23 protein-coding genes and 1 pseudogene are annotated in these 21,722 nt (G+C 52.1%); 8 read left to right on the plus strand and 16 right to left on the minus strand.

Annotated features, from left to right (window positions below; all coding sequences use genetic code 11):
* Positions 1-10 precede the first annotated feature (10 nt).
* From MNODULE_RS17565 to MNODULE_RS17640, 16 genes are all read right to left on the minus strand, one after another.
* Positions 11-1,381: a S41 family peptidase gene (locus tag MNODULE_RS17565; protein WP_168062270.1), complete on the minus strand. Its 1,371-nt coding sequence runs from the start codon at positions 1,379-1,381 to the stop codon at positions 11-13.
* Positions 1,382-1,422: 41 nt separating this feature from the next.
* The gene (locus MNODULE_RS17570; RefSeq protein ID WP_168062273.1) at positions 1,423-2,568 is read right to left on the minus strand and encodes a murein hydrolase activator EnvC family protein; all 1,146 of its coding nucleotides are present in this window, start codon (positions 2,566-2,568) and stop codon (positions 1,423-1,425) included.
* 31 nt (positions 2,569-2,599) lie between these two features.
* Entirely contained in the window at positions 2,600-3,520 is a 921-nt protein-coding gene (locus MNODULE_RS17575; protein ID WP_168062275.1) for a cell division protein FtsX, read from the minus strand.
* Positions 3,517-4,185, minus strand: coding sequence for a cell division ATP-binding protein FtsE (gene ftsE / locus MNODULE_RS17580; RefSeq protein WP_168062277.1), 669 nt, complete (start codon positions 4,183-4,185; stop codon positions 3,517-3,519). The genes MNODULE_RS17575 and ftsE overlap by 4 nt, the downstream gene beginning before the upstream one ends.
* Before the next feature lie 152 nt (positions 4,186-4,337).
* On the minus strand, positions 4,338-4,739 hold the full coding sequence (locus tag MNODULE_RS17585) for a hypothetical protein (protein WP_168062279.1): 402 nt from the start codon (positions 4,737-4,739) through the stop codon (positions 4,338-4,340).
* Entirely contained in the window at positions 4,733-5,101 is a 369-nt protein-coding gene (locus tag MNODULE_RS17590) for a YraN family protein (protein ID WP_320412491.1), read from the minus strand. Before MNODULE_RS17590 ends, MNODULE_RS17585 begins: the two co-directional genes overlap by 7 nt.
* On the minus strand, positions 5,098-5,730 hold the full coding sequence (locus MNODULE_RS17595; protein WP_168062281.1) for a ribonuclease HII: 633 nt from the start codon (positions 5,728-5,730) through the stop codon (positions 5,098-5,100). Before MNODULE_RS17595 ends, MNODULE_RS17590 begins: the two co-directional genes overlap by 4 nt.
* A 166-nt stretch (positions 5,731-5,896) precedes the next feature.
* Complete coding sequence (gene rplS, locus MNODULE_RS17600) at positions 5,897-6,307, minus strand: 50S ribosomal protein L19 (protein WP_168062283.1); 411 nt, start codon at positions 6,305-6,307, stop codon at positions 5,897-5,899.
* 24 nt (positions 6,308-6,331) lie between these two features.
* Positions 6,332-7,078 (minus strand): tRNA (guanosine(37)-N1)-methyltransferase TrmD, encoded by a 747-nt coding sequence (gene trmD / locus MNODULE_RS17605; protein ID WP_168062285.1) that lies wholly within the window; start codon positions 7,076-7,078, stop codon positions 6,332-6,334.
* Entirely contained in the window at positions 7,078-7,584 is a 507-nt protein-coding gene (gene rimM, locus MNODULE_RS17610) for a ribosome maturation factor RimM (protein WP_168062287.1), read from the minus strand. The genes trmD and rimM overlap by 1 nt, the downstream gene beginning before the upstream one ends.
* Before the next feature lie 11 nt (positions 7,585-7,595).
* Positions 7,596-7,826, minus strand: coding sequence for a KH domain-containing protein (locus MNODULE_RS17615; RefSeq protein WP_168062289.1), 231 nt, complete (start codon positions 7,824-7,826; stop codon positions 7,596-7,598).
* 88 nt (positions 7,827-7,914) lie between these two features.
* Positions 7,915-8,184, minus strand: a complete 270-nt coding sequence (gene rpsP, locus MNODULE_RS17620) for a 30S ribosomal protein S16 (protein ID WP_168062291.1) — start codon at positions 8,182-8,184, stop codon at positions 7,915-7,917.
* 87 nt (positions 8,185-8,271) lie between these two features.
* Positions 8,272-9,612, minus strand: a complete 1,341-nt coding sequence (ffh, locus tag MNODULE_RS17625; protein WP_168062293.1) for a signal recognition particle protein — start codon at positions 9,610-9,612, stop codon at positions 8,272-8,274.
* Positions 9,613-9,675: 63 nt separating this feature from the next.
* The gene (locus MNODULE_RS17630; protein ID WP_168062295.1) at positions 9,676-10,782 is read right to left on the minus strand and encodes a DegT/DnrJ/EryC1/StrS family aminotransferase; all 1,107 of its coding nucleotides are present in this window, start codon (positions 10,780-10,782) and stop codon (positions 9,676-9,678) included.
* Between the two features lie 120 nt (positions 10,783-10,902).
* Positions 10,903-11,736 (minus strand): ExeA family protein, encoded by an 834-nt coding sequence (locus tag MNODULE_RS17635; RefSeq protein ID WP_168062297.1) that lies wholly within the window; start codon positions 11,734-11,736, stop codon positions 10,903-10,905.
* 16 nt (positions 11,737-11,752) lie between these two features.
* On the minus strand, positions 11,753-14,665 hold the full coding sequence (locus MNODULE_RS17640) for a tetratricopeptide repeat protein (RefSeq protein WP_168062299.1): 2,913 nt from the start codon (positions 14,663-14,665) through the stop codon (positions 11,753-11,755).
* Positions 14,666-15,179: 514 nt separating this feature from the next.
* Here MNODULE_RS17640 and MNODULE_RS17645 point away from each other — a divergent pair.
* The 8 genes and pseudogenes from MNODULE_RS17645 (at position 15,180) to MNODULE_RS17680 (ending at position 21,653) form a co-directional block, all read left to right on the plus strand.
* Positions 15,180-16,310, plus strand: coding sequence for an LptF/LptG family permease (locus MNODULE_RS17645; RefSeq protein ID WP_168062301.1), 1,131 nt, complete (start codon positions 15,180-15,182; stop codon positions 16,308-16,310).
* Positions 16,311-16,312: 2 nt separating this feature from the next.
* Positions 16,313-17,395 (plus strand): LPS export ABC transporter permease LptG, encoded by a 1,083-nt coding sequence (gene lptG, locus MNODULE_RS17650; protein ID WP_168062303.1) that lies wholly within the window; start codon positions 16,313-16,315, stop codon positions 17,393-17,395.
* Positions 17,396-17,596: 201 nt separating this feature from the next.
* Positions 17,597-18,073: an Hsp20/alpha crystallin family protein gene (locus tag MNODULE_RS17655; RefSeq protein ID WP_168062305.1), complete on the plus strand. Its 477-nt coding sequence runs from the start codon at positions 17,597-17,599 to the stop codon at positions 18,071-18,073.
* A 109-nt stretch (positions 18,074-18,182) separates the two neighbouring features.
* Complete coding sequence (locus MNODULE_RS17660; protein WP_168062307.1) at positions 18,183-18,662, plus strand: Hsp20/alpha crystallin family protein; 480 nt, start codon at positions 18,183-18,185, stop codon at positions 18,660-18,662.
* 94 nt (positions 18,663-18,756) lie between these two features.
* Positions 18,757-18,861, plus strand: a pseudogene (locus MNODULE_RS25515) (chemotaxis protein CheB); the annotation flags it as partial.
* 225 nt (positions 18,862-19,086) lie between these two features.
* Positions 19,087-19,506: a Fur family transcriptional regulator gene (locus MNODULE_RS17670; RefSeq protein ID WP_168062311.1), complete on the plus strand. Its 420-nt coding sequence runs from the start codon at positions 19,087-19,089 to the stop codon at positions 19,504-19,506.
* 64 nt (positions 19,507-19,570) lie between these two features.
* The gene (locus MNODULE_RS17675) at positions 19,571-21,073 is read left to right on the plus strand and encodes a catalase (protein WP_168062313.1); all 1,503 of its coding nucleotides are present in this window, start codon (positions 19,571-19,573) and stop codon (positions 21,071-21,073) included.
* Positions 21,074-21,275: 202 nt separating this feature from the next.
* A complete protein-coding gene (locus MNODULE_RS17680; protein ID WP_168062315.1) occupies positions 21,276-21,653 on the plus strand; it encodes a DUF2628 domain-containing protein in 378 nt (125 codons plus the stop codon).
* Positions 21,654-21,722 lie beyond the last annotated feature (69 nt).

The following is a 21,722-nucleotide window of genomic DNA, read 5'->3' on the forward strand; positions in this document are numbered from 1 at the left end:
CCGGGGCCGACTACCTGACGCTTTGCTGCGCCGTCAATTTAGGGGAAAGGTCCTTGAAGATCCTCCAACTCTTCAGAAGATCAATCGCTTTTTGAAGCTGAGCGTCTTCCTCTTTATCTTGAGGAGGCTCATTGATCCCGATGATTTCATCCGATGAACCTTGAGGGGCTAAATCGACCTGATCAGGTTTATCCGCATCGGGGCGGAGCTCATTTTCCAGGTGCCGATCCAAGTCCTTTTCACGGAGAATCGGTGTGTTTTTGACCTCTTTCGGCAAAATCGGTTTGACCAGGATATCCGGATCGATCCCGGTATTTTGAATCGAACGTCCTTTCGGGGTGTAATATTTCGCCGTCGTCAGACGGAGTGCGGAGCCGTCGGACAAGGGAAGAATCGTCTGAACGGAACCTTTTCCGAAGGTTTGGGTCCCTACGACCATGGCCCTGCCCCAATCCTGCAGCGCCCCCGAGACAATTTCGGATGCGGAAGCGCTCCCTTCATTCACAAGCACAATGATCGGTATTTCTTTTAGCGCGCTTGAATTGCTTGCCAGGTACTCATCTCGCTTGCCGTCTCTTCCCTTGATAAATACGATCAGCTTCCCACTTTCCAGGAATTGCTCCGTCACCTCGACGGCCGATGTGAGCAGACCCCCCGGATTGTTTCGAAGGTCGAGGATGAGCGAGTGCATATTGTTTTCACGCAAACTCGAAATTGCTTTTGAGAGATCTCGCGCGGTCTGCTCCTGGAATTGGGTGAGTCGAATATAACCGATCCCCGGCTCGAGGACCTTTGATTTGACGCTCTGAATGCGGATGATATCTCGGACGAGTTCAAAAACCAGCGGGTTTGGAACTTGGTCTCGCTGGATGGTCAGGATGACCTTCGTCCCCTTCTCTCCCCGCATTTTATTGACAGCGTCCATCAGGCTGGTCTCTTTCGTCAAGACCTTATCATCGACTTTGAGGATGATATCTCCTGCTTTTACTCCAGCCAACTCTGCGGGGGTTCCCTCGATGGGGGCGATCACGACTAACCTGTTTTCCTTCGTCCCGATTTGAAGTCCCAACCCGCCGAACTCCCCTTTTGTATCGACCTGCATCTCTCTGTATACTTCAGGCGGCATAAAAGCGGAGTGGGCATCCAGGGTGTTCAACATTCCTTTGACGGCGCCGTACATCAACTCTTTACTCTTCACCGGCTCGACATAATTTCTCTGAAGCGTGGAGAGAACCTCTGAAAAGAGCTTCAGGTCCTCGTAGCTGTCCGATTCAGACGAAACCTTCCCTTCGAGATCCCTTTCCACAAAGATGCTCATACTAAAAATGGAGAGTATGATCATCGCCAAAAAGGTGATCCGTGCCCGTTTGCTGAATGTCATTATATTATTCCTCCTTGCTGATAGAACCGGTTGGTTCCGGGTCATCGCTTCTTCTGGAGCCAGGTCAAAGGATCGAGCGGCTCCCCTTGATGTCTGATTTCAAAATAAAGACTGCTTCCCTGGGAAAGCCCTGTCTCTCCAATCTGTCCGATCGGCTTGCTCCGTCCTACTTTGTCGCCGACCGAAACCAACAACTTCGCGAGATGCGCATAAAGCGAATAATAATTCTCGCCATGGTCGATGATGATGACCATTCCATACCCTTTAAACCAATTCGCGAAAATAATCGTTCCATCGTAAACCGCGCGGACCGTATCACCTCTCGACGGCTCGATCTCGATCCCTTTTTTGTAGATAAAGGTATCAAATTTAGGATGTTTTTGTCGTCCGAACAAAGAGACGATCTGGCCGTCGCTCGGCCAGGTCAGACGCCCTTTCTCCTTTGAGAATTTACCGGAAGCGGGCTGACGCAGACGGCTCTTTTGTTCCTCCAGCTTCTTGATCATCAATTGAAGCTGCATAGAAGACTCGTCCAACTCGGCGAGAGCCCTTTCATAAAATACCTTTTCGTTACGGACCCGCGTCAGCAGCTGATCCTTTTTCCTCTTTTCGGACCGAATCTCGGCCAGCTTACGGGCCAGCGTCTCTTTTTCCTGAACGAGTTGTTCCTTCACCATCCCCACCTGATGGTTTTTCCCTTCCAATTCGTTCTGCTTTTCCTTGAATTGAGACAGTATTTCACCTTCTTTGCGGGCGATCGTTTTCAAATAATGCAGCCGTCTCATGAAGTCGGGATAATCTCGCGCGGCGGACAATATTTTAAGGGAGCCGGTCTGTCTTTCTTGATAAAGGGTCCGAAGCCGTTTTGAGATGGCGCCCCTCTTTTCCCGTATCTCTTTGTTCAGCCCGTCGATCACCGTAGAGAGCTCCTCCATTTCGATATCTTTTTCACGCGTCTTTAATTCGATCAGGCCGGCCTCTTTTTGGAGAACCCGCAGCCGGCGATCCATCTCCTCCAGCTGTGAGAGAACGGAGCCCTCCCGTTTCTTGATGGTGATGCTCTTGTCTCTTTTTTCCTCGATCTCTTCTCTTAATTTTTCGAGCTCCTTTTTCTCGCGTTTTATTTTCTCGTTCAGCGAGGGGGCCTTCTCCGCAGCCGCGGCGGGGATCCGTTCTATCGCGATCATAGAAAAGATCACGAGACAGAGTCCAAATCTTTTAAGTCTGCTTTTTTCCATCGGTCGGAAAACGCGCCTTCAATAAGACGGACAGCGAAAGAAAGCCGGCTACCCCGCCAAGCACCCCCCCACCGACTGTAATGCCGAAAAGAAACGGGGCGGGTAGAAAGAGCGGATTGAGAAAGCCTCCGATCATCCCTCCGATCGATTGCAGATGAGGCTGGGAAAAATGAAAGAGAGCGAAGAGCATCAACACGGAGATCCAGCCGCTGATCAAACCGATGAGAGAACCTTCAATGAAGAAGGGGATCTTGATGAAGCTGTGCGTCGCCCCGATTAAATTCATCACCTCGATTTCATCTCTCCGGCTATAAAAGTGCAGACGGACCGTATTCGCGATAATGGTTACGATTGCGACCGACAACAATCCCCCCACGCCGATTCCGACTTTCTTCAATAGGATTAGAAATGCGTCAAGGTTCTGGAGCCACTCCGATCCGTATGCGATTTCTTCTACGCCCGGGAGCCGTTTGAAACGATCGACCATCACCGAAAGCTGTCGCGGATCTTGATACTCCCCTTTGACTTTGACCTCAAACGAAGCCGGCAGCGGATTTCCTCCCAGGCTGTTCAACAATGATTCGTCATGAAATTCTTTTTTAAAAATCGCGAGCGCCTCCTCTTTGGAAATATATGTCACGGAGGAGATGCGGTCATCGCTCGATAATCGTTCTTTGATCGAGCGGACTTCTTCTTCAGCCGTTCCATCCGAGAGGTAAATGCTGAACTGAACATCCTCCTGCATCGATCGAAGCAGATTCTGCACATTATAATAGAAAAGCAGAAAAACACCAAATAGTGTCAACGTGAGACTCAGTGAGAGAAAGGAAAAGAAGGCCATCATTCGATTGATCTGCAGGTTTTCAACGGCCGTTCTAAGAAAATAGAAGGTTTTCCTCATGCCGAGGCCCCGTCCGAGTAAATTTTCCCCTTTTGTAGGACAATCGTCCGCTTCCCCATTTTTGTCATCAGATGCTGATTGTGTGTCGCCACGATCACGGTGGTTCCGCTGATGTGAATATTTTTGAGCAGATCCATAATTTCAACCGAAAGGAATTCATCCAGGTTGCCGGTCGGCTCATCCGCCAACAAAAGAGAGGGACGGTTGATCAACGCCCGGGCGATCGCGACCCGTTGCTGTTCCCCTCCGGAGAGGAATTGAGGAAACTGGTTCCGGCGATGTTCCAGTTGAACCATCTTTAAAACCTCGTGAACCCGTTTTCGGATTTCTCCGCCGGGAGCCCCGACGATTTCCAACGGAAGCGCGATGTTCTCATAAACGGTCTTGCGACGGATCAGTTTAAAGTCCTGAAAGACGAATCCGATGTTGCGACGGAGAAACGGAACCTGGGTTTCTTTCAGCCGAGAGATATTTTTTCCTCCAATGAGAATTTGTCCCTGTTCCGCTCTTTCTTCACAGATCATCAGCTTGAGGAGGGTCGACTTTCCGGCGCCGCTCGAACCGACCAGAAAAACAAATTCCCCCTTATCAATCTTCAAATTAATATCGTCCAAAGCGACGTGATCTTTACCGTAATATTTATAAACGTGAAACATCTGGATCATCGTTTGCCAGCCTTTTTATAACGATCCGAAAGAAACGAGCGTCACTGGTCGTGGTTCGCAGTTGATTTGTCGTGGTATCCGCGTGCGGAGCGAAACAGTCGGTCGTGATAAAGAAATAGAAGAAGGAAGAATTATCCAAATGAATTTGGAGCTTAATCGGCGTCTTTTTCCTTTTCAGAGAGATAGTCGAGAATCAGATCATCCAAACTTTTCTTTTGGCTTACCTTTTGCGGCGGAACGGGCGCCGGTGACGGCGCCTTTACGTCCGGCGCCGTCCGATCATCCCGGAACTCTTTTCGGGCCGGTGTCTGAAATTTGCCGGCGGTCAAATCTCGGACCATACTTTTGTGCTGCTCTTTCATGAGTTCCTTGACCACCTCTTGATAAGAAGGAGATTGAAGGATTTCTGCATAGTTCGTTTTTTTGGATGAAAAGATCGCCCCCCCTTTAAAAAGCAACGTCGTGATAATCGGGTTGTTGGTTCCCCCGTCTTCCGTTTGAACATGGTACACTTCGCCCTTGAACTGAATATCGGTATTGATTCCGCTTAACATCCTCTTCCCGTTTCCTGTCCTTCAAAGGCGTCTTTTAAATGTTCGATCGAGGTCGCTCCGTTCGGCCTGCGGATAATCCCCACGACATCGAATCGGCATTCAGACGGAGCGATTTTCTTTCGGCTGAGATAAGCGAGGGCGACACGACTCATCTTGGCCTGTTTTCTCGCGTCCACGGCGAATTGCGGCGCGCCGAAGCGGTCTCCGGAGCGGGCTTTGACCTCGACGAAGACCAGAATTTTTCCGTCGAGCGCAATGATGTCGATTTCCCCTAAAACGTTTCTGAAGTTCCGCTCCAGAATCCGATAGCCCCGCTTTCGCAAAAATTCCGCCGCGATCTTCTCCCCTTCCGCCCCCGTCACGGGAGAACGCCTCGAAATGTCTTCCGATGAATTCGACAAGGTCCGAACGTCCTTAAATTCCGAAGATGTTCTTCCGTCCCATACCCCTTATGGGAGAGAAAATTGTACTCCGGAAAGTCCCGATGGTATTCCGTCATGAGACGGTCCCGCGTGACCTTGGCGATAATCGATGCGGCCGCGATCGTGATGGAGAGGTTGTCGCCGCGAATAATGCCCTTCTGTGGAAGATCGATCCGGGGAAGGGTCAGGGCGTCGATGAGGAGGTGGTCCGGTTGAACGGAGAGATTTCGTATGCTCGATTCCATCGCCAAATAGGTCGCTTGCAAAATATTGATCTCATCGATGGTGGTGTGGTCGACGACGCCGATCCCGACGGCAACCGCCTCCAGGGAGATTTTATCATAAAGCGTCTCGCGCTGTTTTTCCGTCAGCAGTTTTGAATCGCGTATCCCGTCGGCGGTGTATCCCGAGGGTAAAATCACCGCCGCGGCGACGACCGGCCCCGCCAGGGGGCCCCGTCCCGCCTCATCGATGCCGCAAACCATTTGATAGCCGTAGGAAGAGAGCGACCTCTCGAAGAGAGTCATTCCAAACAGGCGATGCGCTTCTTCCGTTTTGAGAGGCGTCATGCGTCGAAACCAACCCAAGGAGTGAGATCGAGATCTTGCCGAAGATGGTGTGACCGACGGATCGTAAAGTAGGTGAGAGAGCGTTTCTTCACTTTCAGCGAACCGCTTCCTCCTCATCGAAGGAAGCGGTCGGTCCACTAAAGATCGGGAAACCGCTCAGGGCAAATTAAGATTCCACCTTCACGGGCTGCGGCTCTTCGACGGGGGAGGTCGTCTTCGGTTCCGATGGATACGATCTTTCCCGCTCACTGATACGGGCGGCTTGCCCTGTTCTTTCTCTCAGGTAGTAGAGTTTCGCCCGGTTCACCTTTCCCTCGCGAACGACATCGATCTGAGTGATATAGGGAGAGTGGACCGGAAAGATCCTTTCAACCCCCACACCGTACGATACCTTCCGGACGGTGAAGGTCTCACGGTTACGCGTTCCCTTCTTTCTGATGACCACCCCCTCGTAGACCTGAATACGTTCTTTTTCGCCCTCGACAATCTTGACATGAACTCTTACGGTCGCCCCGATTTTAACGTCCGGGACCGACTGCTTTAAAAGTCCTCTTTCCAACCGCTCTAACCGATTCATTGAAGTTGATCTCCTTTTTTCAATTCAAGAGTGAGATTTAACCGTGTCGCACTGCCGATCGACCCATTCCTTTTCATCTTCGGTTAAAGAGGCGTCTGCCAACAAGTCAGGCCGTTTCCGAAGGGTATTGAGAAGGGCTTGCTGTTTCCGCCAGGTTCGGATCGACTTGTGATTCCCGGAGAGAAGGATGTCCGGAACCCGAAGCCCACGAAACTCCACTGGACGCGTATACTGAGGATATTCTAGAAGAGAAGATGCAAAGGATTCCTCTTCGAGGGAAGCGGGCTCCCCCAAGACCCCCGGGATTAATCTCGCAGCCGCGTCGATCATCACCAACGCGGCCAATTCTCCCCCGGTGAGGATATAGTCGCCGATCGAGACTTCTTCGACCGGCATTCCCTCTTTTACCCGGGCATCAATCCCTTCATAATGCCCGCAGATAAAAACAAGCCGCCGCTCTTCTTTTGAGAATGCAGAGGCCATTTTCTGATCGAACCGTTTGCCTTGGGGAGAAGGCATGATGATTCGCGTCTCCCCCTGTTCCCGGTGAATTTTTTCCACAACGGCGAAAATCGGCTCCGGTTTAAGAACCATCCCCGGGCCGCCGCCGTAGGGAACATCATCGGTCGTCTGATGTTTATCCGTCGCATAGTCGCGCAGTCGATGGACGCCGATTTCCAGAAAACGGCGCTCTTGCGCCCGCTTCAAGATGCTCTCGTGTAATGCCGGAGCGACCATCCCGGGAAAAAGCGTTATTATATCACACTTCATCAAAGTTCTAGCAATCCTTGCATGGGGCGGATCGTCATCCGCCTTTCTGGTAAATTGATTTCTTTTACGACGGAAGAAAGAGCAGGGATCAGAAACTCCTTCCCTTCCGCTTTTACGACATAAATGTCGTTGCTGCCGGTTTCCATGATAGACGCGATCTTTCCGAGCCGGGTTCCGTTCTCCAGATAGACATCGAGACCTTCGATTTCAAAATGGTAATAACTCCCTTCCGGAAGCGGCATGCGATCTTCCTCGGGAATGAGGATCGATCCCCCCGCCAGGGGTTGGGCCTCTTCCAGAGAAGAGAGGCCGGCCAATTTAAGGTAGATGAAAGGAGACGCGTACCGTACCTGCTCGATGCGATATGTTTGCGATTGGCCCTCCTTCGTCTGAATCGTGATATCCCGAAGCTGATTAAAACGCCGAGGAAAGTGGGTCAGCGGGGAGACCTTCAACTCCCCCTGAAGACCGACCGATTTCAGTATGGTTCCTATCGTAATCGACATTTTCAGACATGTTATTCCAGGATCTCAAGAACACAGCGTTTGCCCACCTTGGTCCCCGCCGCATTGAGAATCGTCCTCATGGCTCTCGCTGTTCTGCCTTGTTTGCCGATGACCTTGCCCAAATCTTCTTGGGCAACGCGCAACTCAATAATCGTCGTTTTTTCCCCTTCGGTCTCTCTAACAACCACATTCTCAGGTCGATCAACAAGCGACTTTGCGATGTACTCGATCAACTCTTTCATCGACGCTACCTCCATTTGCATTCACAGGCGACACAGGAATCTGCGCCGGGAACGACTCCTCGGCGCGCGACATTACACAACCCGCGATCTAACTCGCTTTCGGCTCTTTCGCTTTTTTAAATAACTGCGCTTTTGTAAAAAGGGTTCTGACCGTCTCGGAAACCTCGGCCCCTTTTTTTAGCCATCCAATCGCTTTTTCTTCTTTGATGTTCACCCCTTCTTTGTCGGCCAAGGGATCATAGGTTCCTAAAATTTCGATAAATCGTCCGTCTCTTGGAGATTGAGAGTCCGCAACAATAATCCGATAGAAAGGCCGTTTATGTCGCCCCATCCGGGTTAATCTGATCTTAACTGCCACGTATCGCCCCTTTATTGTGTGAGGCCATTCTCGCCTCGTTGTTTAAAAAATCGCTAAAACGATTTCACCAGCCTGCAGGGCTGACGTTTACTTGAATCGCGCCAGCATTTGCCCCAACCCCTTTTTACCCCCTTTACCGCCGGAAAAACGTTTCATCATTTTCTTCGCTTCATAGAACTGCTTTAAAAGTCGGTTGACTTCCTGGACGGAGGTTCCGCTCCCCTTCGCAATTCGTTTTCTCTTGCTTCCGTTGATGGTGCCGGGATCATCGCGTTCACGAGGGGTCATGGAGGAAATGATCGCCTCGATGTGACGCATTTCTTTATCGATCTGCCCTTGATCAGGGAGGTCCTTCACGCTTTGCATTCCCGGAATCATCTCCAGGATTTTTTCAAGGCTTCCTAGTTTTTTGATCTGTTTCATCTGTTGACGGAAGTCTTCCAATGTGAACTGCTGAGAGCGAAGCTTTTCCTGAAGGACTTCCGCTTGTTCTCTCGAGTAGTTCTGCTCTGCGAGTTCGATCAGAGAGAGAACGTCCCCCATGCCGAGGATTCGGGAAGCCATCCGATCCGGATGAAACGGCTCGAACGCATCCAGCTTCTCCCCGGTTCCGATAAATTTAACCGGGGCGCCCGTGGCGGAGCGCATCGACAAAATCGCCCCCCCTCTGGCGTCCCCCTCCGTCTTGGTCAGAATAATTCCGGTGAGACCGAGCCGCTTATGAAAGGCATCTGCGACGTTGACCGCGTTTTGTCCGGTCATCGCGTCGGCGATGAAGAGGATTTCATTCGGGAGTACTTTGGATTTGATCCGGACCAATTCCTCCATGAGCGGTTCATCCACCTGGAGCCGGCCGGCCGTATCGATGATCACCAGGTCAAAACCCTGCTCGTTTCCTTGCGCAACGGCTCTCGTGATGACATCGACCGGGTCTTTTTCGGATTGGGGAGCCGCAACCGGCACGTCAATATTTTTCCCCAAAATCTGAAGCTGATCTACCGCCGCCGGACGCTGAAGGTCAGCCGCAACGAGAAGGACCCGTTTCCCTTGTCGCTTATAAAGCCGGGCCAGCTTTCCGGCCGTGGTTGTTTTTCCGGAACCCTGCAAGCCGACCAGCATGATCAGGGTCGGCGGTTGAGCGGCCAGGGAGATCCCGACCCCCTTTTCTCCCATTAGTTTGGCCAGTTCTTCCCAGACGACCTTCACGACCTGTTGTCCGGGGGAGAGACTCTCCAAAACCTCTTTTCCGACTGCCTTTGCGCGGACCGATTCGTTGAATGTTTTAACGATCTTGAAGTGAACGTCCGCTTCCAATAAAGCAAGCCGGACTTCCTTCAACGCTTCGTCAATATTCTCTTCGGTCAAGAGCCCTTTTCCGCGCACGTTTTTGAGAACGGAGTCGAGCCGTTTTGTTAAATTTTCCAACATGATACAATTATTCCCCGCTGGACAAAAAAATTTTTACCATTATAGAGAGCTCAACCAGTCAAGTCAAGACAATAAAAGCCGCTTGATCTGATCGACCACATAGATTTTTTGATCCATTGTCAGTTCCGGATAAATGGGGAGCGCAATGGTTTCGCGCGCGGCCCGCTCCGATTCGGGAAAATCTCCCTCCGAATGTCCTAGATACTTAAAGCAGGCCTGTAGATGAAGCGGCACAGGATAATAGATTTCCGTCCCGATTCCCTTCTCTTTCAGATAGTTTAAAAGCTGATCCCGCTGGGATACTCGAATAACATATTGATTATAAATTGATTTGTTATGAGATTCAACATGGGGGACAACCACCTTGTCCAGGGATCCGAGGTGTTTATTGTAGAATTCGGCATTTTCGCGCCGCTTCTGGCTCCACCCTTCAAGGTGGCGGAGCTTCACCGAGAGAACCACCGCCTGGAGCGAATCGAGGCGGCTGTTGCAGCCGATGACCTGGTGGTAATATTTCGGCTGGCTACCATGGACTCTGAGAATTTTGATCTTTTCGGCAAAGTGCCCGTCTTGGGTCAGGATCATCCCGCCGTCCCCCGCCCCGCCGAGGTTTTTTGACGGAAAAAAGGAGAGGCAGCCGAACGCGCCCATCGAGCCGGCCTGCCGTCCTTTATAAGTCGCCCCGATCGACTGGGCCGCATCCTCAACAATCGGAATATGCCTCCGTTCTGCGATCTCTAGAATCGGATCCATCTCGGCGCATTGGCCGTAAAGATGAACGGGAATGATCGCCTTGGTCCGAGGGGTGATTTTCCCTTCGATCAAGGAAGGATCGATATTATAAGTTTTTGGATCGATATCGACAAAAACGGGCTTGGCCTGGAGCCGGGCAATCGAGCCGGCGGTGGCAAAAAATGTATAAGGGGAGGTGATCACCTCATCACCGGGCCCCACGCCCAGCGCCATCAGGGCCAGCAAGAGGGCGTCCGATCCGGAGGCGACGCCGATCGCGTGCCGGACTTGGCAATGCGCCGCAATCTCCTCTTCAAGTTTTGTGACGGATGGGCCGAGGATAAATTGCTGACTTTCAAAAACCTCCTGAACCGCTTTCTGAATATCCGGTCGGATGGTATGATACTGTGCGACTAAATCAAGCAAGGGGACGCGCATTTTCTTACACCTTTCATCATGAGAGGTTTAAATTGTTTGTGTGGCGGTTCCGGTGATTACTGTGGATCAGGACCGGTAAATGTCGTTTCCTAAAAAAGGCGGGTTGTTCTAACGTCCTTTTTAGACAGGGTCTTTTCCCGTTCCGACGAGTTTGAGATCGGAAATCACTTCCTTAATCATCTCCTCGTCGATTCGATCTTTCTTTCGGAGATATCCTTCCAGAAGGGCATTGTCGCAAATGCTGTTGATCAATCGAGGGATCCCTTCCGAGAACCGGTGGATGGTCGTTAATGACCCCTTCGTGAAGAGCTCCCTCTTCGCGCCGGCGACTTCAAGACGGTACCGAATATACTCTTCCGTTGTTTTCTCCGTAAAGGATTCCAATTCATAACGGACCGCGATCCGTTGCTGAAGCGGTTTATCCAATGCCAGATAGGTATCCAGATCGGTCAGCCCGAAAAAAATAAAGGTAATCAGTTTTTGTCCATCGAGCTCAATATTCAGGATTCCTCTGAACTCTTCCATCACCTCCCGGCGCTGGAGCATCTGCGCCTCATCGATGAGGACAACCGCTTTTTTCCCTGAATCATAGATCTCTACCAGGCGATTGTAAAGCTGGCTCAACAGCTCGGTCTTGTCGTCTAACGGGTTTTGCACCCCCAATTGAACGGCGATTTTTCTCAGAAGCCATTCCGAGGTGATGGAGGTATGAATCACGACAAGCAATGCCGATTCGAACGTGGATTCTTCAAGCTCATCGAGCATCCGGCGCGCCAGCGTTGTTTTGCCGGTTCCGACCCCTCCGACCAGAACGGCGAGCCCCTTCCTCTCTTCAGCCGCATATCGAAGCTTAACCAATGCATGCGCGTGCTGATTGCTGTTGAAGTAAAATCGATTATCAACAGAAATCGAGAAAGGCTGTTCCTTTAAATTATAAAATTCAAGATAACTCATCGGTTATTATCGATTCTTACAGATAAGAAATTCTATCCTTCTTTTTGGAATCCTGCCGCTTTGGTTTTTTGGCCGGCTCCGAGATCGAGGATACCGTCGGATTGGTTGTGTCTTCTTGTCGCTCCGCCTTGATTGTCTTTTTTGCCGCAACATCTCTGAACGTCGGGTCAAGAAGATAGATCTGCTCGTAAAGGACTTTCGCTTGGTCCAGGACGCCTTGAATCTCATAGAGCATCGCCAGCTCGTATTTCAGGGCGGTGACATTCTCATTTTTGCATCTCGGATCTTCCAACGCATTTTGGATGATCTCCACGGCGTTATCGATCATTCCGTTCTCTTTATAGCAGCTCGCCAACATGCTCGACGCGTCTTGAAAACGAAGGTTCCCCTGGAATGCAAGCTCGAACTCCTTGATCGCCTCCGGAATCAGGCCCATTTCTTTATAGGCGATGCCGAGATTATAGTGGGTCTCGTACTCTTGTTCATCGTGTCCTCTTTGAATATTTGCTTTTAAATCATTGATGCTGTCTTCCAAGCCGGGGATACTGATATCGAATGAATCGTCGGCTTCCGTATTCAGTTCCTCTCCAAAAATAGATTTCAGATCGATATATTCCTCTCTCGCCGGCTCTTCAGCCTTCTCGGATGAGATTTCTTCCGAGATTTGTTCACTTTCCGAAGAGTCCTCCCCCCCTTCATCTGAAAGGAGGCCGTCCAGACTTTCCTCAAGCTCTGAGAGTCCCTCAAAAGAAATTTCTTCCCCTGTCGGCGGCGGATCGGTTACGACTTCACGTTCTACATCAGAGGACACTTTCTTTTTTTCTTTTTCTTTCGCCTGGAGATTCAACAGCATCAAACGTGCTTCGGCGCACCCGGAATCTCTTTTCAATATTTCCCACAAAAGTGATTTCGCCGCTTCCTTTTTTCCCTCCTGTATGTATTCTTCCGCTTGTGTTAGTTTTATTTTAACTTCATCCGGTTCTTGAAGAAGTTCTTCTTGGGAAGAGGAATCCCCCTCCTCTAAGACCGAGAGCGGCTCGACTTCTTGCGAAAGCTCACCGATCCCTTCCGTCGGCGCCGCGGGCATGTCGAGAGCCTCGATCGCGGGCGCCGATCCTTCGTCGGCGATCTCAGGGACGGCCTCCTGCCGGTATTGTCCTTCGGGATCGAGGGCTCTCATTTCCTCCAAGACGGCGGTTCTTTTATCCTCCGCGTCGATTTTCCCGTAGAGTTCCGAGAGAAAAAGACATTCTTGCACCGCCTCCTCTCGCATCCCCTCTTTTAAATAGAGCTCTTTTAATTGAAGGTGAGGTTCTTCCCTCGACGGCGCGAGCTTCCGGAGAAGCGTCAATTGTTCAATCGCTTTACTGTTGAGTCCATATTTGATATAGACTTCGGCCTCCGTCAAGTGTCCCTGAAACGTCGCTTCGGAAACCTCCTCCACGGGGCTCTCAGGCGTTTCTGCAGACCCGCTTTCAGCCGAGACCGATTCGGCGGGGGCCTGGCTTACTTCATTGATATCCATCGGTTCCGGCAACTCTTCGGCGGCCGGTTCGAGTTCGGGCAGCGCTTCTTCGATCACCGGAGCCGCTGCCTCCGCTTGAAGCGGTTCCTCCAGCGACTCAAGCGGCAACTCTTCTATCGCTGCTTCTTCCGCTGCTGCTTCTTCCGGTTCAAAGAGCCGGCGACAATGCGCGTCCTCGGAAATCCCGGGGAGGCGTGATTGAATCTCCTCATAATAGGCTTGTGCATCGGTCATCGATCGTTGCTGATGGAGAAGAGAAATGATTTTTGAATAACACTGGATGGCCTCTCCTTCCTCTCCGGACCTCTCGAAAGACTCTCCAAGGAGCTGGTGGGCCGATACTTGTTCCGGATTCGCCGCAAGGTAACGCTGGATGAGCGACCGGCCCTCGGAGAAGAGCTGATGGGATTCGGCGAGAGAAACCGCCTTCTGAAGAATCGAGAACGCCTTGGGAGACGAATCCCTTTCAAGAAAAAAATCAACCCACTTTGATAAATACGCAAAAGCTTCCGCCGGTTGATCTTGAACTTCTTCGACAAGGGGCTCCGCCGCGGACCAGTCTCCATCCTGAAACGCTTTTTCCATCCTGATCGACAGCGGGGGGGCTTCTTCCGGCGCCGGCTCGACGGCAGGGGGGATAATCGGTTCGGACGGGCTCGGAGGAGAAGACGCTTCCTGAGGAAGGGATACTTCTTGTGAAGAGACCTCTTCCTGAGGAGGAGGCGCTTCTGCGATAGGGGGAGGGATGGAGGCCGGGCTTTTCTCGGCTGAAACATTCTCGTCGACGGACGAGGTCGTCCCCGTAAAGGCGGGATCGATCTTCATCACCTTGTCGATGACTTCTTGCGCCTCGGAAGTCATCTGACGATCCTTAAAGATCGACAAGACTTTGCTGTATTCTTCGATGGCCTCTTTCGCGAGGCCCCACTTCTGACAAATCTCCGCGAGTTTTTGCCGGACCGCGAAGTTCTTCGGGTCGAGATTCGCGAGCTTTCGATAAACTGCAATGGAGGATTGCATATCCCCCTCCTTTGCATAGTGCTTCGCGACCTTTAGATAGTCCTCCGCGGCATTGGCAACCAACCCGCGTTCCGCGTGAACATCGGCCAGTTTTTCATAAACATCCATGCGGGTCGGATCGATTTTGACGATCTTTTTGAAAACCGCAATGCTTTTTAACTCGAAGCCGGCCCCTCGAAATGCATCGGCGGCCTTCAGGTAGGCCGCAATGGCCTCTTTGGTATGATTTGCCTTTAAATGGAGATCACCTATGGTATTATAGATATTTCCGTCATTGGGGGTTTCAGCGATGAGCTTTTGCCACTCTTCAATGGCCTTATCGATCTGCCCTTTTGCCGCGAGTTTTTGGGCTTTTTCGATGATCGAACTCTTATCTGAAGACAAAGATATCCCCTCTATGTACTCGTATTAGGAGATATCATAGAACCCCCGATGTGTCAAGAAAACCAAACAAAAAGCCTGCTGGTTTATATCCAGACTCGACCAGCAGGCTTTTTGTTTGAATGCAATCACCGAGCTGCGCCCGGCGCCTTTTACGGTGATGCCGGAGGGGGCTGTTCAGGCGTCCCGCCGGGCTCTCCGGGAGGAGGTGTTTCAGGGGGTGTCGCGGGTGAAGGTGTTTCAGCGGGTGTTTGCGGACCTTGTTCTTCTTGAGGACGCTCATAGCAGGCGGACAAACCGGTTGCGATGAGCAAAACAGCGGCTAATCTGATCCAGTTCTTCATTTTATTTCCCCTTTCGCAAATCAGCATAGCGTGCGTTTCATCCGGCCACGCCGAGGTGCCGTAGATCTTCCCGGTCGAAGTGGGCGGGTTTCCGAAACGCTCTCCTTGCTGCCTTCTAATTTGAAATGATCCATATTTACAATTGGATCACTTCCCATGTATAGTGTCACATCATGATTCGGATTCTCGATCGCTACATTCTCAAAGAGCTACTGATCCCTTTTTTTTTCGGCATTTTTATACTAACATTTTTAATTCTCATCCATCAACTCTTGCGGTTGATGGAGCTTGTCATCGACAAGGGGGTCGATCTTCTCAGCGTGGGACAGATCTTTCTTACCCTTCTCCCCTCTTTCTTCCTTCTGACCATTCCGATGGCCGTCCTGATGGCTTCCGTCATGACCTTTAACCGGCTCTCAAATGATAACGAAATTACCGCTTTGAAATCGGCCGGCGTCGGATTTTATCGTTACCTCCGTCCGGTCCTTTTCTTTTCGGTCGCGGCGGCCCTCATCACCCTGTTTATGGGGATGATTGCCCAGCCCTGGGGAGGGGGTTCTTTGAAATCGCTGGGAATGAAGATTCTGAAGAAGCGGGCCAGCGTCGGAATCGAGGAGGGGAAATTCAACGGGACGTTTTCGGATATTATGATCTACGTTGAGTCGATGCCGACCTTCACGGAGATGGAAGGGGTCTTCATTTACGATGTGAGAGATCAGAACGCTCCCAAGGTCATTGTCGCCAAGAAGGGAATTCTCTTGAACGATCCCGGCACCGGCACCATCGCGTTTCATCTCCTGGAGGGAAGTCTTCACGCACAAGGGAAAGACGGGTCCGATTATCAGCATGTGGTCTTTGCCACGTATGATTTGAGGTTGGATTTGGAGGCGGTCCTTCAAGGAGGAAATACGAATTTGGAGACGCCCACTTATCAGGAGATTAAGAAAAGCGTGGAGGCCTCCGGCGGAACGGATATCCGCGCCTTGCGCCTCTTGTCCGAATTTTATAAAAACTTTTCCTTTTCGCTCGCCTCCCTCGTCTTCGGTGTGGTCGGCGTTCCGCTCGGCATCATCTCGGGAAGAACCGGCCGTCTGGGAGGTTTCACGGTCGGAATCGGGTTGATCACCCTTTATTATTTGCTCAACACATTGGGAGACTACTTGATCACGATCCAACTTGCCGCCCCCTTTCTGGCGGTCTGGGTTCCCCATTTTGCGCTCATCCCCCTGACCCTTTATCTGATGAGGGTCATGGCGCGGGAGTCTTACCCCCGATTCCTTCAACTTAGCAACAAGAGGCCCTAGCCGTGTCGATCATTTCACGATATCTTCTGAAAGAGTACCTGAAATTCTTTTCGGTCACGCTGGCGGTCCTCTCCCTCGTCTATTTGACGATCGAGTTTCTGGAAAAGATTCGAAAGTTTTCCCAGCGCGACGCTGACTTTCTGCTGGTCGTTCAATATTTCCTCTACAAGCTCCCGAGAATCATTTTTGATATCTCCCCGCTCGCCGTTCTGATCGCTACCTTTCTCACCTTGGGAATGTTGTCGCGAAATAATGAGATCATTGCATTCAAAAGTTCGGGGGTCAGCCTTCTCAAGCTGACCGCTCCCCTCCTTCTCTTCGGCGCCCTTTTCAGCGGCGTTCTTTTTTTTCTCAACGGCACGGTGGTCCCAACGACGTTTAAAAAAGCAAAAACGATTCAAGAGGTCCGGATCGATAAGAGAAATGCGGAAGGAAAGTTGGTTCAAAACAAGTTCTGGCTCCGCCTCGACAGCCGCACCCTCTTCAATATCGAGCTCGCGGAACCGAACCGGCGGAAGATGCACGGGATCAAGATCTATTCTCTCGGGAGCGATTTCTCCTTACCGGAGACGATCGAGGCCGAAGCGCTAACATACCGGGATGGGAGCTGGGTCCTCTCTGAAGGAATCCGCCGCCGGTTTCAGCGGGACGGAACCGTTCAAATCAAACGGTTTGATGAAGAAATCATTCCGATCAACAAGGCGCCTGAAGATTTCAAGAAAGTGGTCGCCCAGCCCGAGGAGATGACCTATGAGCAGCTTGAAGCGTATATCGATCAGCTCTCCCGGGATGGATTCGACGCGACGCGGTACCGCGTCGATCTTCTCGGCCGGCAGGCTTTTCCTTTCATCAATTTCATGATGGTCCTCGTGGGGATTCCCTTTGCGCTCCATGACCGGAGGAGCGCGGGGGCGGCCCGGGGGGGGGCGATCAGCCTTTCTCTGGGGCTGTTTTATTATCTCGTTTTTTCAGTCACGATCTCGCTCGGTCACGTGAACGCCCTTTCCCCCTGGCTCTCCGCCTGGGGCGCCAATCTCCTTTTTATCGGAATCGGAACCTATCTTTTTTTGAATATCCGGCACTAACCTAAAAACAATAAGAGCTTATTAACGGAAGAGCCAGGGCTCGGTCTGCTTCAGGATCTTCTTCGTCTGGTTCCGCCGCTGCATTTTAGCTTGTAAATTAAATCCCCCACCCATCTCGTCGTCGACGCCGACCTTGACCGTGTTGAATGAATACGCTCATAATAAAATAAATGGGTCTAGAAAGAAACAAAGGAGGTGTCGATGAGGAAAGATCGCTCCAATCAGCGTCCCTTCAAGCTGAAGCGCCAATTCTATGATCTTTTCAAGATGATTTTTGGGCAACGCTCCTCGGGAGCCGGGCTCCACACCGATCAAGAAACAGTCTGGACGCCGCCGGCCGATCTCTACAGAGAGGACGGCCGCTGGGTCGTCCGGGTCGAGCTGCCGGGGGTGAATTCGAATGACGTTTTCGTCTCGGTGGTCGATGATCGATTGATTATCCGGGGGGAGAGAAAGCTTTCGGAGGCCTTAAAATCTGAATATTGCATTCTTCACGAGTGTTCCACCGGTTCCTTCGAGAGAATCATCAGCCTTCCTGCTCCCGTTCCGGAAGACCAGATCAAGGCCGGTTACCGGCAAGGGATCCTCTCCATCACCTTTCCCGCGACGGAAGAGAAGGGAAAAAGAATCGAGATTCAATCCGAAGAGCCCCCGGAGGAAACGCCGAAAGCGGCATAGTCCCAACAGATATGGAGGTGAACGGGTTCTTTCGTGTTGATGTGAGAAAGCGGTTGGACACGATAAAAAACCGAAACAAGCACAATCTTGAATAAAGGAGGTGAGGCGCATGGCTGGGGATGCCTCCCGATGGCGGTCATTTGAAGAAATGGCCGATCTCATCCGATCGTTGAATGTGATCTTCCGAAAAACCTTCGGTGAGCGGGCCTTCGGCACCGGTTATCAGCCGGGCGAGTGGGTTCCTTCGGTCGATCTTTACACACATGACGGACACTGGGTCGTCCGGGTGGAGCTCCCGGGAGTCCGTTCTGAAGATGTCTCCATTGCTGTCCTGAATAACCAACTTTACATCCGGGGCGAGCGGAAACCGCCGGAGGGGTTCGACCCGGAGAAGTGCATTTTTCAGGAGTCCTCTTTTGATCGCTTCGAGCGCGCGGTGGTTTTTCCGGGACCGATCCGGGAAGAGGAGGTCCGGGCCCGGTTCGATAAAGGGGTTCTCTTCGTGACGCTTCCCGCGACCGAGGGGAACGGAAGGCGGATCGAAGTCCAATCCGAGAAGCCGCCGGAGGAAAAGGAGGAAGCGGCTTAATGCCGACAATTTGATCGCAAATCGACCTTCCGAGGCTTTCGTCTCATCCTCACCCGGTTCCGTCCCGCTGGGTCGCCTTGGAAGAAGGAGATACATGGTTCAACGCGACATCGTTGTCATCGGAGCGTCCGCCGGAGGGGTTCAGGCCCTGAAAACACTGGTCTCCGGTTTGCCGTCCGGATTTCCCGCCGCCGTCCTGGAAGAGCGGATATTGCTGTTGCGGGAGATGGAGCAGCTGGCGCGCGAGAGAAACGATCCCGCCGTCGCGAAGGAGTGTGCCGAACAGGCCAACCAGGCGGAGCAGCGGGTCCGGGAGGTTGTCTTGGACAAGGACATGCTCGGGCATGACCCGAAGTTTTTTCTAGTGCGCATGGCTCCAAATTTAATCTTGACTTAGTTTAATATTAGAGTTATTCTAAAAAGCATGCATCAAGAAAAAGAACAACTCAGTCATCCGGAAATTGAGAAGCGGCTGATCGACGCGGGGGTTCAGCCGACCGCCCAACGGATTGCGATTTGCCGCTATATTCTCTGTGAAGCGGATCATCCCACCGCCGATGAGATTAAAAAATGGGCCGATCGCTACTTTCCAAAGATGAGCCTGGCGACCGTCTATAACACGTTGAAGACGCTCGTCGATGCCGGGATTATTCAGGAGTTCAAATTCCCCCATTCCGATTCGGCGGTTTATGATTGTAACACCGACGTCCATTACCATTTCCTCGACGAAAAGACCGGACAATTGCACGATGTCGAGCCGGAATCGGTCAACCTCTCGGTTAAATTACGTGAAGAATTCAAAATCAACGGGGTCCAGGTTTTATTGAGAGGGACAAAGAAGTAAATTTTTTTGCTCTGATATTAGAATAATTCTAATTTTAGAATAAACCTACAAAGGAGGAACGAACATGAACGAAGAGCCCAAGAAGCTGACGACTGAAGCCGGCGCGCCGGTGGCCGACAACCAGAACTCCCAAACGGCCGGACCGGACGGTCCGATCCTGTTGCAAGACCACCACCTAATCGAAAAGCTCGCCCGATTCGACCGCGAGCGGATCCCCGAACGGGTCGTCCATGCCAAGGGCTCAGGGGCCTTCGGCTATTTTGAGGTCACGGCGGACGTGAGCCGTTGGACGAAAGCCAAATTTTTAAATCAGGTCGGCAAGCGGACCGATCTGTTCATTCGCTTCTCGACCGTAGCGGGAGAGCTTGGCTCGGCCGACACCGTTCGCGATCCGCGCGGTTTCGCGATCAAGTTCTACACCGAAGAAGGCAACTACGATCTCGTCGGGAACAACACGCCGGTTTTCTTCTTGCGCGATCCGCTCAAGTTCCCCGACTTTATCCATTCGCAGAAGCGGGACCCTTACAGCCACGTCCAGGAGCCGGACAATGTGTGGGACTTTTTCTCCCACTCCCCGGAGGCGACCCATCAGTTCACCTGGCTCTTCGGCGATCGCGGCATTCCGGCGAGCTATCGGAACATGGACGGTTTCGGCTCGCACACCTTTCAATGGGTGAACGCAAACGGTGAAGCATTTTGGGTCAAGTACCACTTCAAGACGGATCAGGGGATTCAGTGCCTGACCGCTCAGGAAGCCGCGCGGATCGCGGGTGAAAATCCGGACCATCACCATCTCGACCTGCTCCGTGCGATCGACCGCCGGGAGTTTCCCTCTTGGACGCTGAAGATGCAGATCATGCCGGTCGCCGATGCGGCAAACTATCGCTTCAACCCCTTCGATCTCACGAAGGTCTGGCATTACGCCGACTATCCGTTGATCGAGGTCGGCAAGCTCGTCTTGAACCGGAATCCGGAGAATTACTTCGCCGATGTGGAACAGGCCGCCTTCAACCCGGGCCATTTTGTCCCCGGTATCGGCCCCTCCCCCGACAAAATGCTTCAGGGAAGGTTGTTCGCCTACGGCGACACCCACCGCTACCGTCTCGGCATCAACCACACCTCTCTCCCGGTTAATCGGCCGCACGCGGCTGAAGTCAATAATTACGGACGCGACGGCGCGATGCGCTTCGACGGCAACGGCGGACGCGCGAAGAACTACGAGCCGAACAGCGACAACGGCCCCGCCCAGAGCAACGAACGGTACGACGCTCCTTTGGCGGTGCACGGCATGACCGGCGCGCAAAAAGCGACGCGCCATGCCGAAGACAACGACTTCGTGCAGGCGGGCGATCTTTATCGGCTGATCAGCCCGGATGCAAAGAAACGTCTGATCGAGGCGATTGCGTCGACCCTGGGACGGGTCAGCCGTGAGGAGATTATCGAACGTTCCATTGCGCATTTCCGTAACGCCGACCCGGAATATGGAGAGCAGGTCGCCAAGGCGGTCGAGATCGTCCGCCGGGGAGCAGCCAAACCGGCGCCCCATCCCGGCCGAAGGGTGTTCTAGCCGACGATCTACCGCCGGAGAAAGGGGGACAGGTGACTCAGGCGGCCTGTCCCCTTTTTCTTTTTCTTCCGACTCCCCTATTCTTTCTCACGATATTCATATTCTCGGAATTAGCTGTTGACTACGAAGGCGAGTTGAAATATAAAAACAGAGACGTAATAACCAAGGTTCGTGAATTTCGTGAGGTTCAAAGGCAACCGGCATGAAGGAATTTAAGATATTCAAACATCCGTCCGGAGCGATCGAGGCGGTGAAGCAAGGCTGGTCCTGGCCCGCCTTCTTCTTCGGGTTCGTCTGGGCGATGATGAAAAAGATGTGGAAGCTGAGCATCGGCGTCGTATTGGCCATTCTCGTGATCGGCTTCATCACCGGTATTGCCGCGAGCGAAGAGATGGGCGAAGCGATCCTCAACGGCATCGGAATGACCGCCAACCTCATGTTCGGCGTCCACGGCAATTCCTGGCGGGAAGAGAGTCTGATCGCACGCGGTTTTGCGGTCAAAAAGACGATCAGCGCCGCCAGCGCCGGCGCCGCTGTCGCGCTTTATCTGGAAAACGACACTTCTGCATCCCCTTCCTAGGACTGCTGAATTCTCCCGCAGAATAACCGATTGACATGCAGGTCTAACTGGTTTATAAATGGGGTCCGT

The sequence above is a fragment of the Candidatus Manganitrophus noduliformans genome (assembly GCF_012184425.1).
GTDB classification, from domain to species: domain Bacteria; phylum Nitrospirota; class Nitrospiria; order SBBL01; family Manganitrophaceae; genus Manganitrophus; species Manganitrophus noduliformans.

Coding starts and splice junctions, on each gene's coding strand:
- MNODULE_RS17615 (WP_168062289.1), bottom strand. CDS start 7,826: ATGAAAGAGTTGATCGAGTACATCGCAAAGTCGCTTGTTGATCGACCT.
- MNODULE_RS17585 (WP_168062279.1), bottom strand. CDS start 4,739: ATGTTAAGCGGAATCAATACCGATATTCAGTTCAAGGGCGAAGTGTAC.
- MNODULE_RS17595 (WP_168062281.1), bottom strand. CDS start 5,730: ATGACGCCTCTCAAAACGGAAGAAGCGCATCGCCTGTTTGGAATGACT.
- rimM (WP_168062287.1), bottom strand. CDS start 7,584: ATGTCGATTACGATAGGAACCATACTGAAATCGGTCGGTCTTCAGGGG.
- trmD (WP_168062285.1), bottom strand. CDS start 7,078: ATGAAGTGTGATATAATAACGCTTTTTCCCGGGATGGTCGCTCCGGCA.
- MNODULE_RS17570 (WP_168062273.1), bottom strand. CDS start 2,568: ATGATCGCGATAGAACGGATCCCCGCCGCGGCTGCGGAGAAGGCCCCC.
- MNODULE_RS17670 (WP_168062311.1), top strand. CDS start 19,087: ATGCATCAAGAAAAAGAACAACTCAGTCATCCGGAAATTGAGAAGCGG.
- MNODULE_RS17635 (WP_168062297.1), bottom strand. CDS start 11,736: ATGAGTTATCTTGAATTTTATAATTTAAAGGAACAGCCTTTCTCGATT.
- MNODULE_RS17675 (WP_168062313.1), top strand. CDS start 19,571: ATGAACGAAGAGCCCAAGAAGCTGACGACTGAAGCCGGCGCGCCGGTG.
- MNODULE_RS17630 (WP_168062295.1), bottom strand. CDS start 10,782: ATGCGCGTCCCCTTGCTTGATTTAGTCGCACAGTATCATACCATCCGA.
- MNODULE_RS17645 (WP_168062301.1), top strand. CDS start 15,180: ATGATTCGGATTCTCGATCGCTACATTCTCAAAGAGCTACTGATCCCT.
- MNODULE_RS17565 (WP_168062270.1), bottom strand. CDS start 1,381: ATGACATTCAGCAAACGGGCACGGATCACCTTTTTGGCGATGATCATA.
- ffh (WP_168062293.1), bottom strand. CDS start 9,612: ATGTTGGAAAATTTAACAAAACGGCTCGACTCCGTTCTCAAAAACGTG.
- ftsE (WP_168062277.1), bottom strand. CDS start 4,185: ATGATCCAGATGTTTCACGTTTATAAATATTACGGTAAAGATCACGTC.
- MNODULE_RS17655 (WP_168062305.1), top strand. CDS start 17,597: ATGAGGAAAGATCGCTCCAATCAGCGTCCCTTCAAGCTGAAGCGCCAA.
- MNODULE_RS17660 (WP_168062307.1), top strand. CDS start 18,183: ATGGCTGGGGATGCCTCCCGATGGCGGTCATTTGAAGAAATGGCCGAT.
- MNODULE_RS17575 (WP_168062275.1), bottom strand. CDS start 3,520: ATGAGGAAAACCTTCTATTTTCTTAGAACGGCCGTTGAAAACCTGCAG.
- MNODULE_RS17680 (WP_168062315.1), top strand. CDS start 21,276: ATGAAGGAATTTAAGATATTCAAACATCCGTCCGGAGCGATCGAGGCG.
- rplS (WP_168062283.1), bottom strand. CDS start 6,307: ATGAATCGGTTAGAGCGGTTGGAAAGAGGACTTTTAAAGCAGTCGGTC.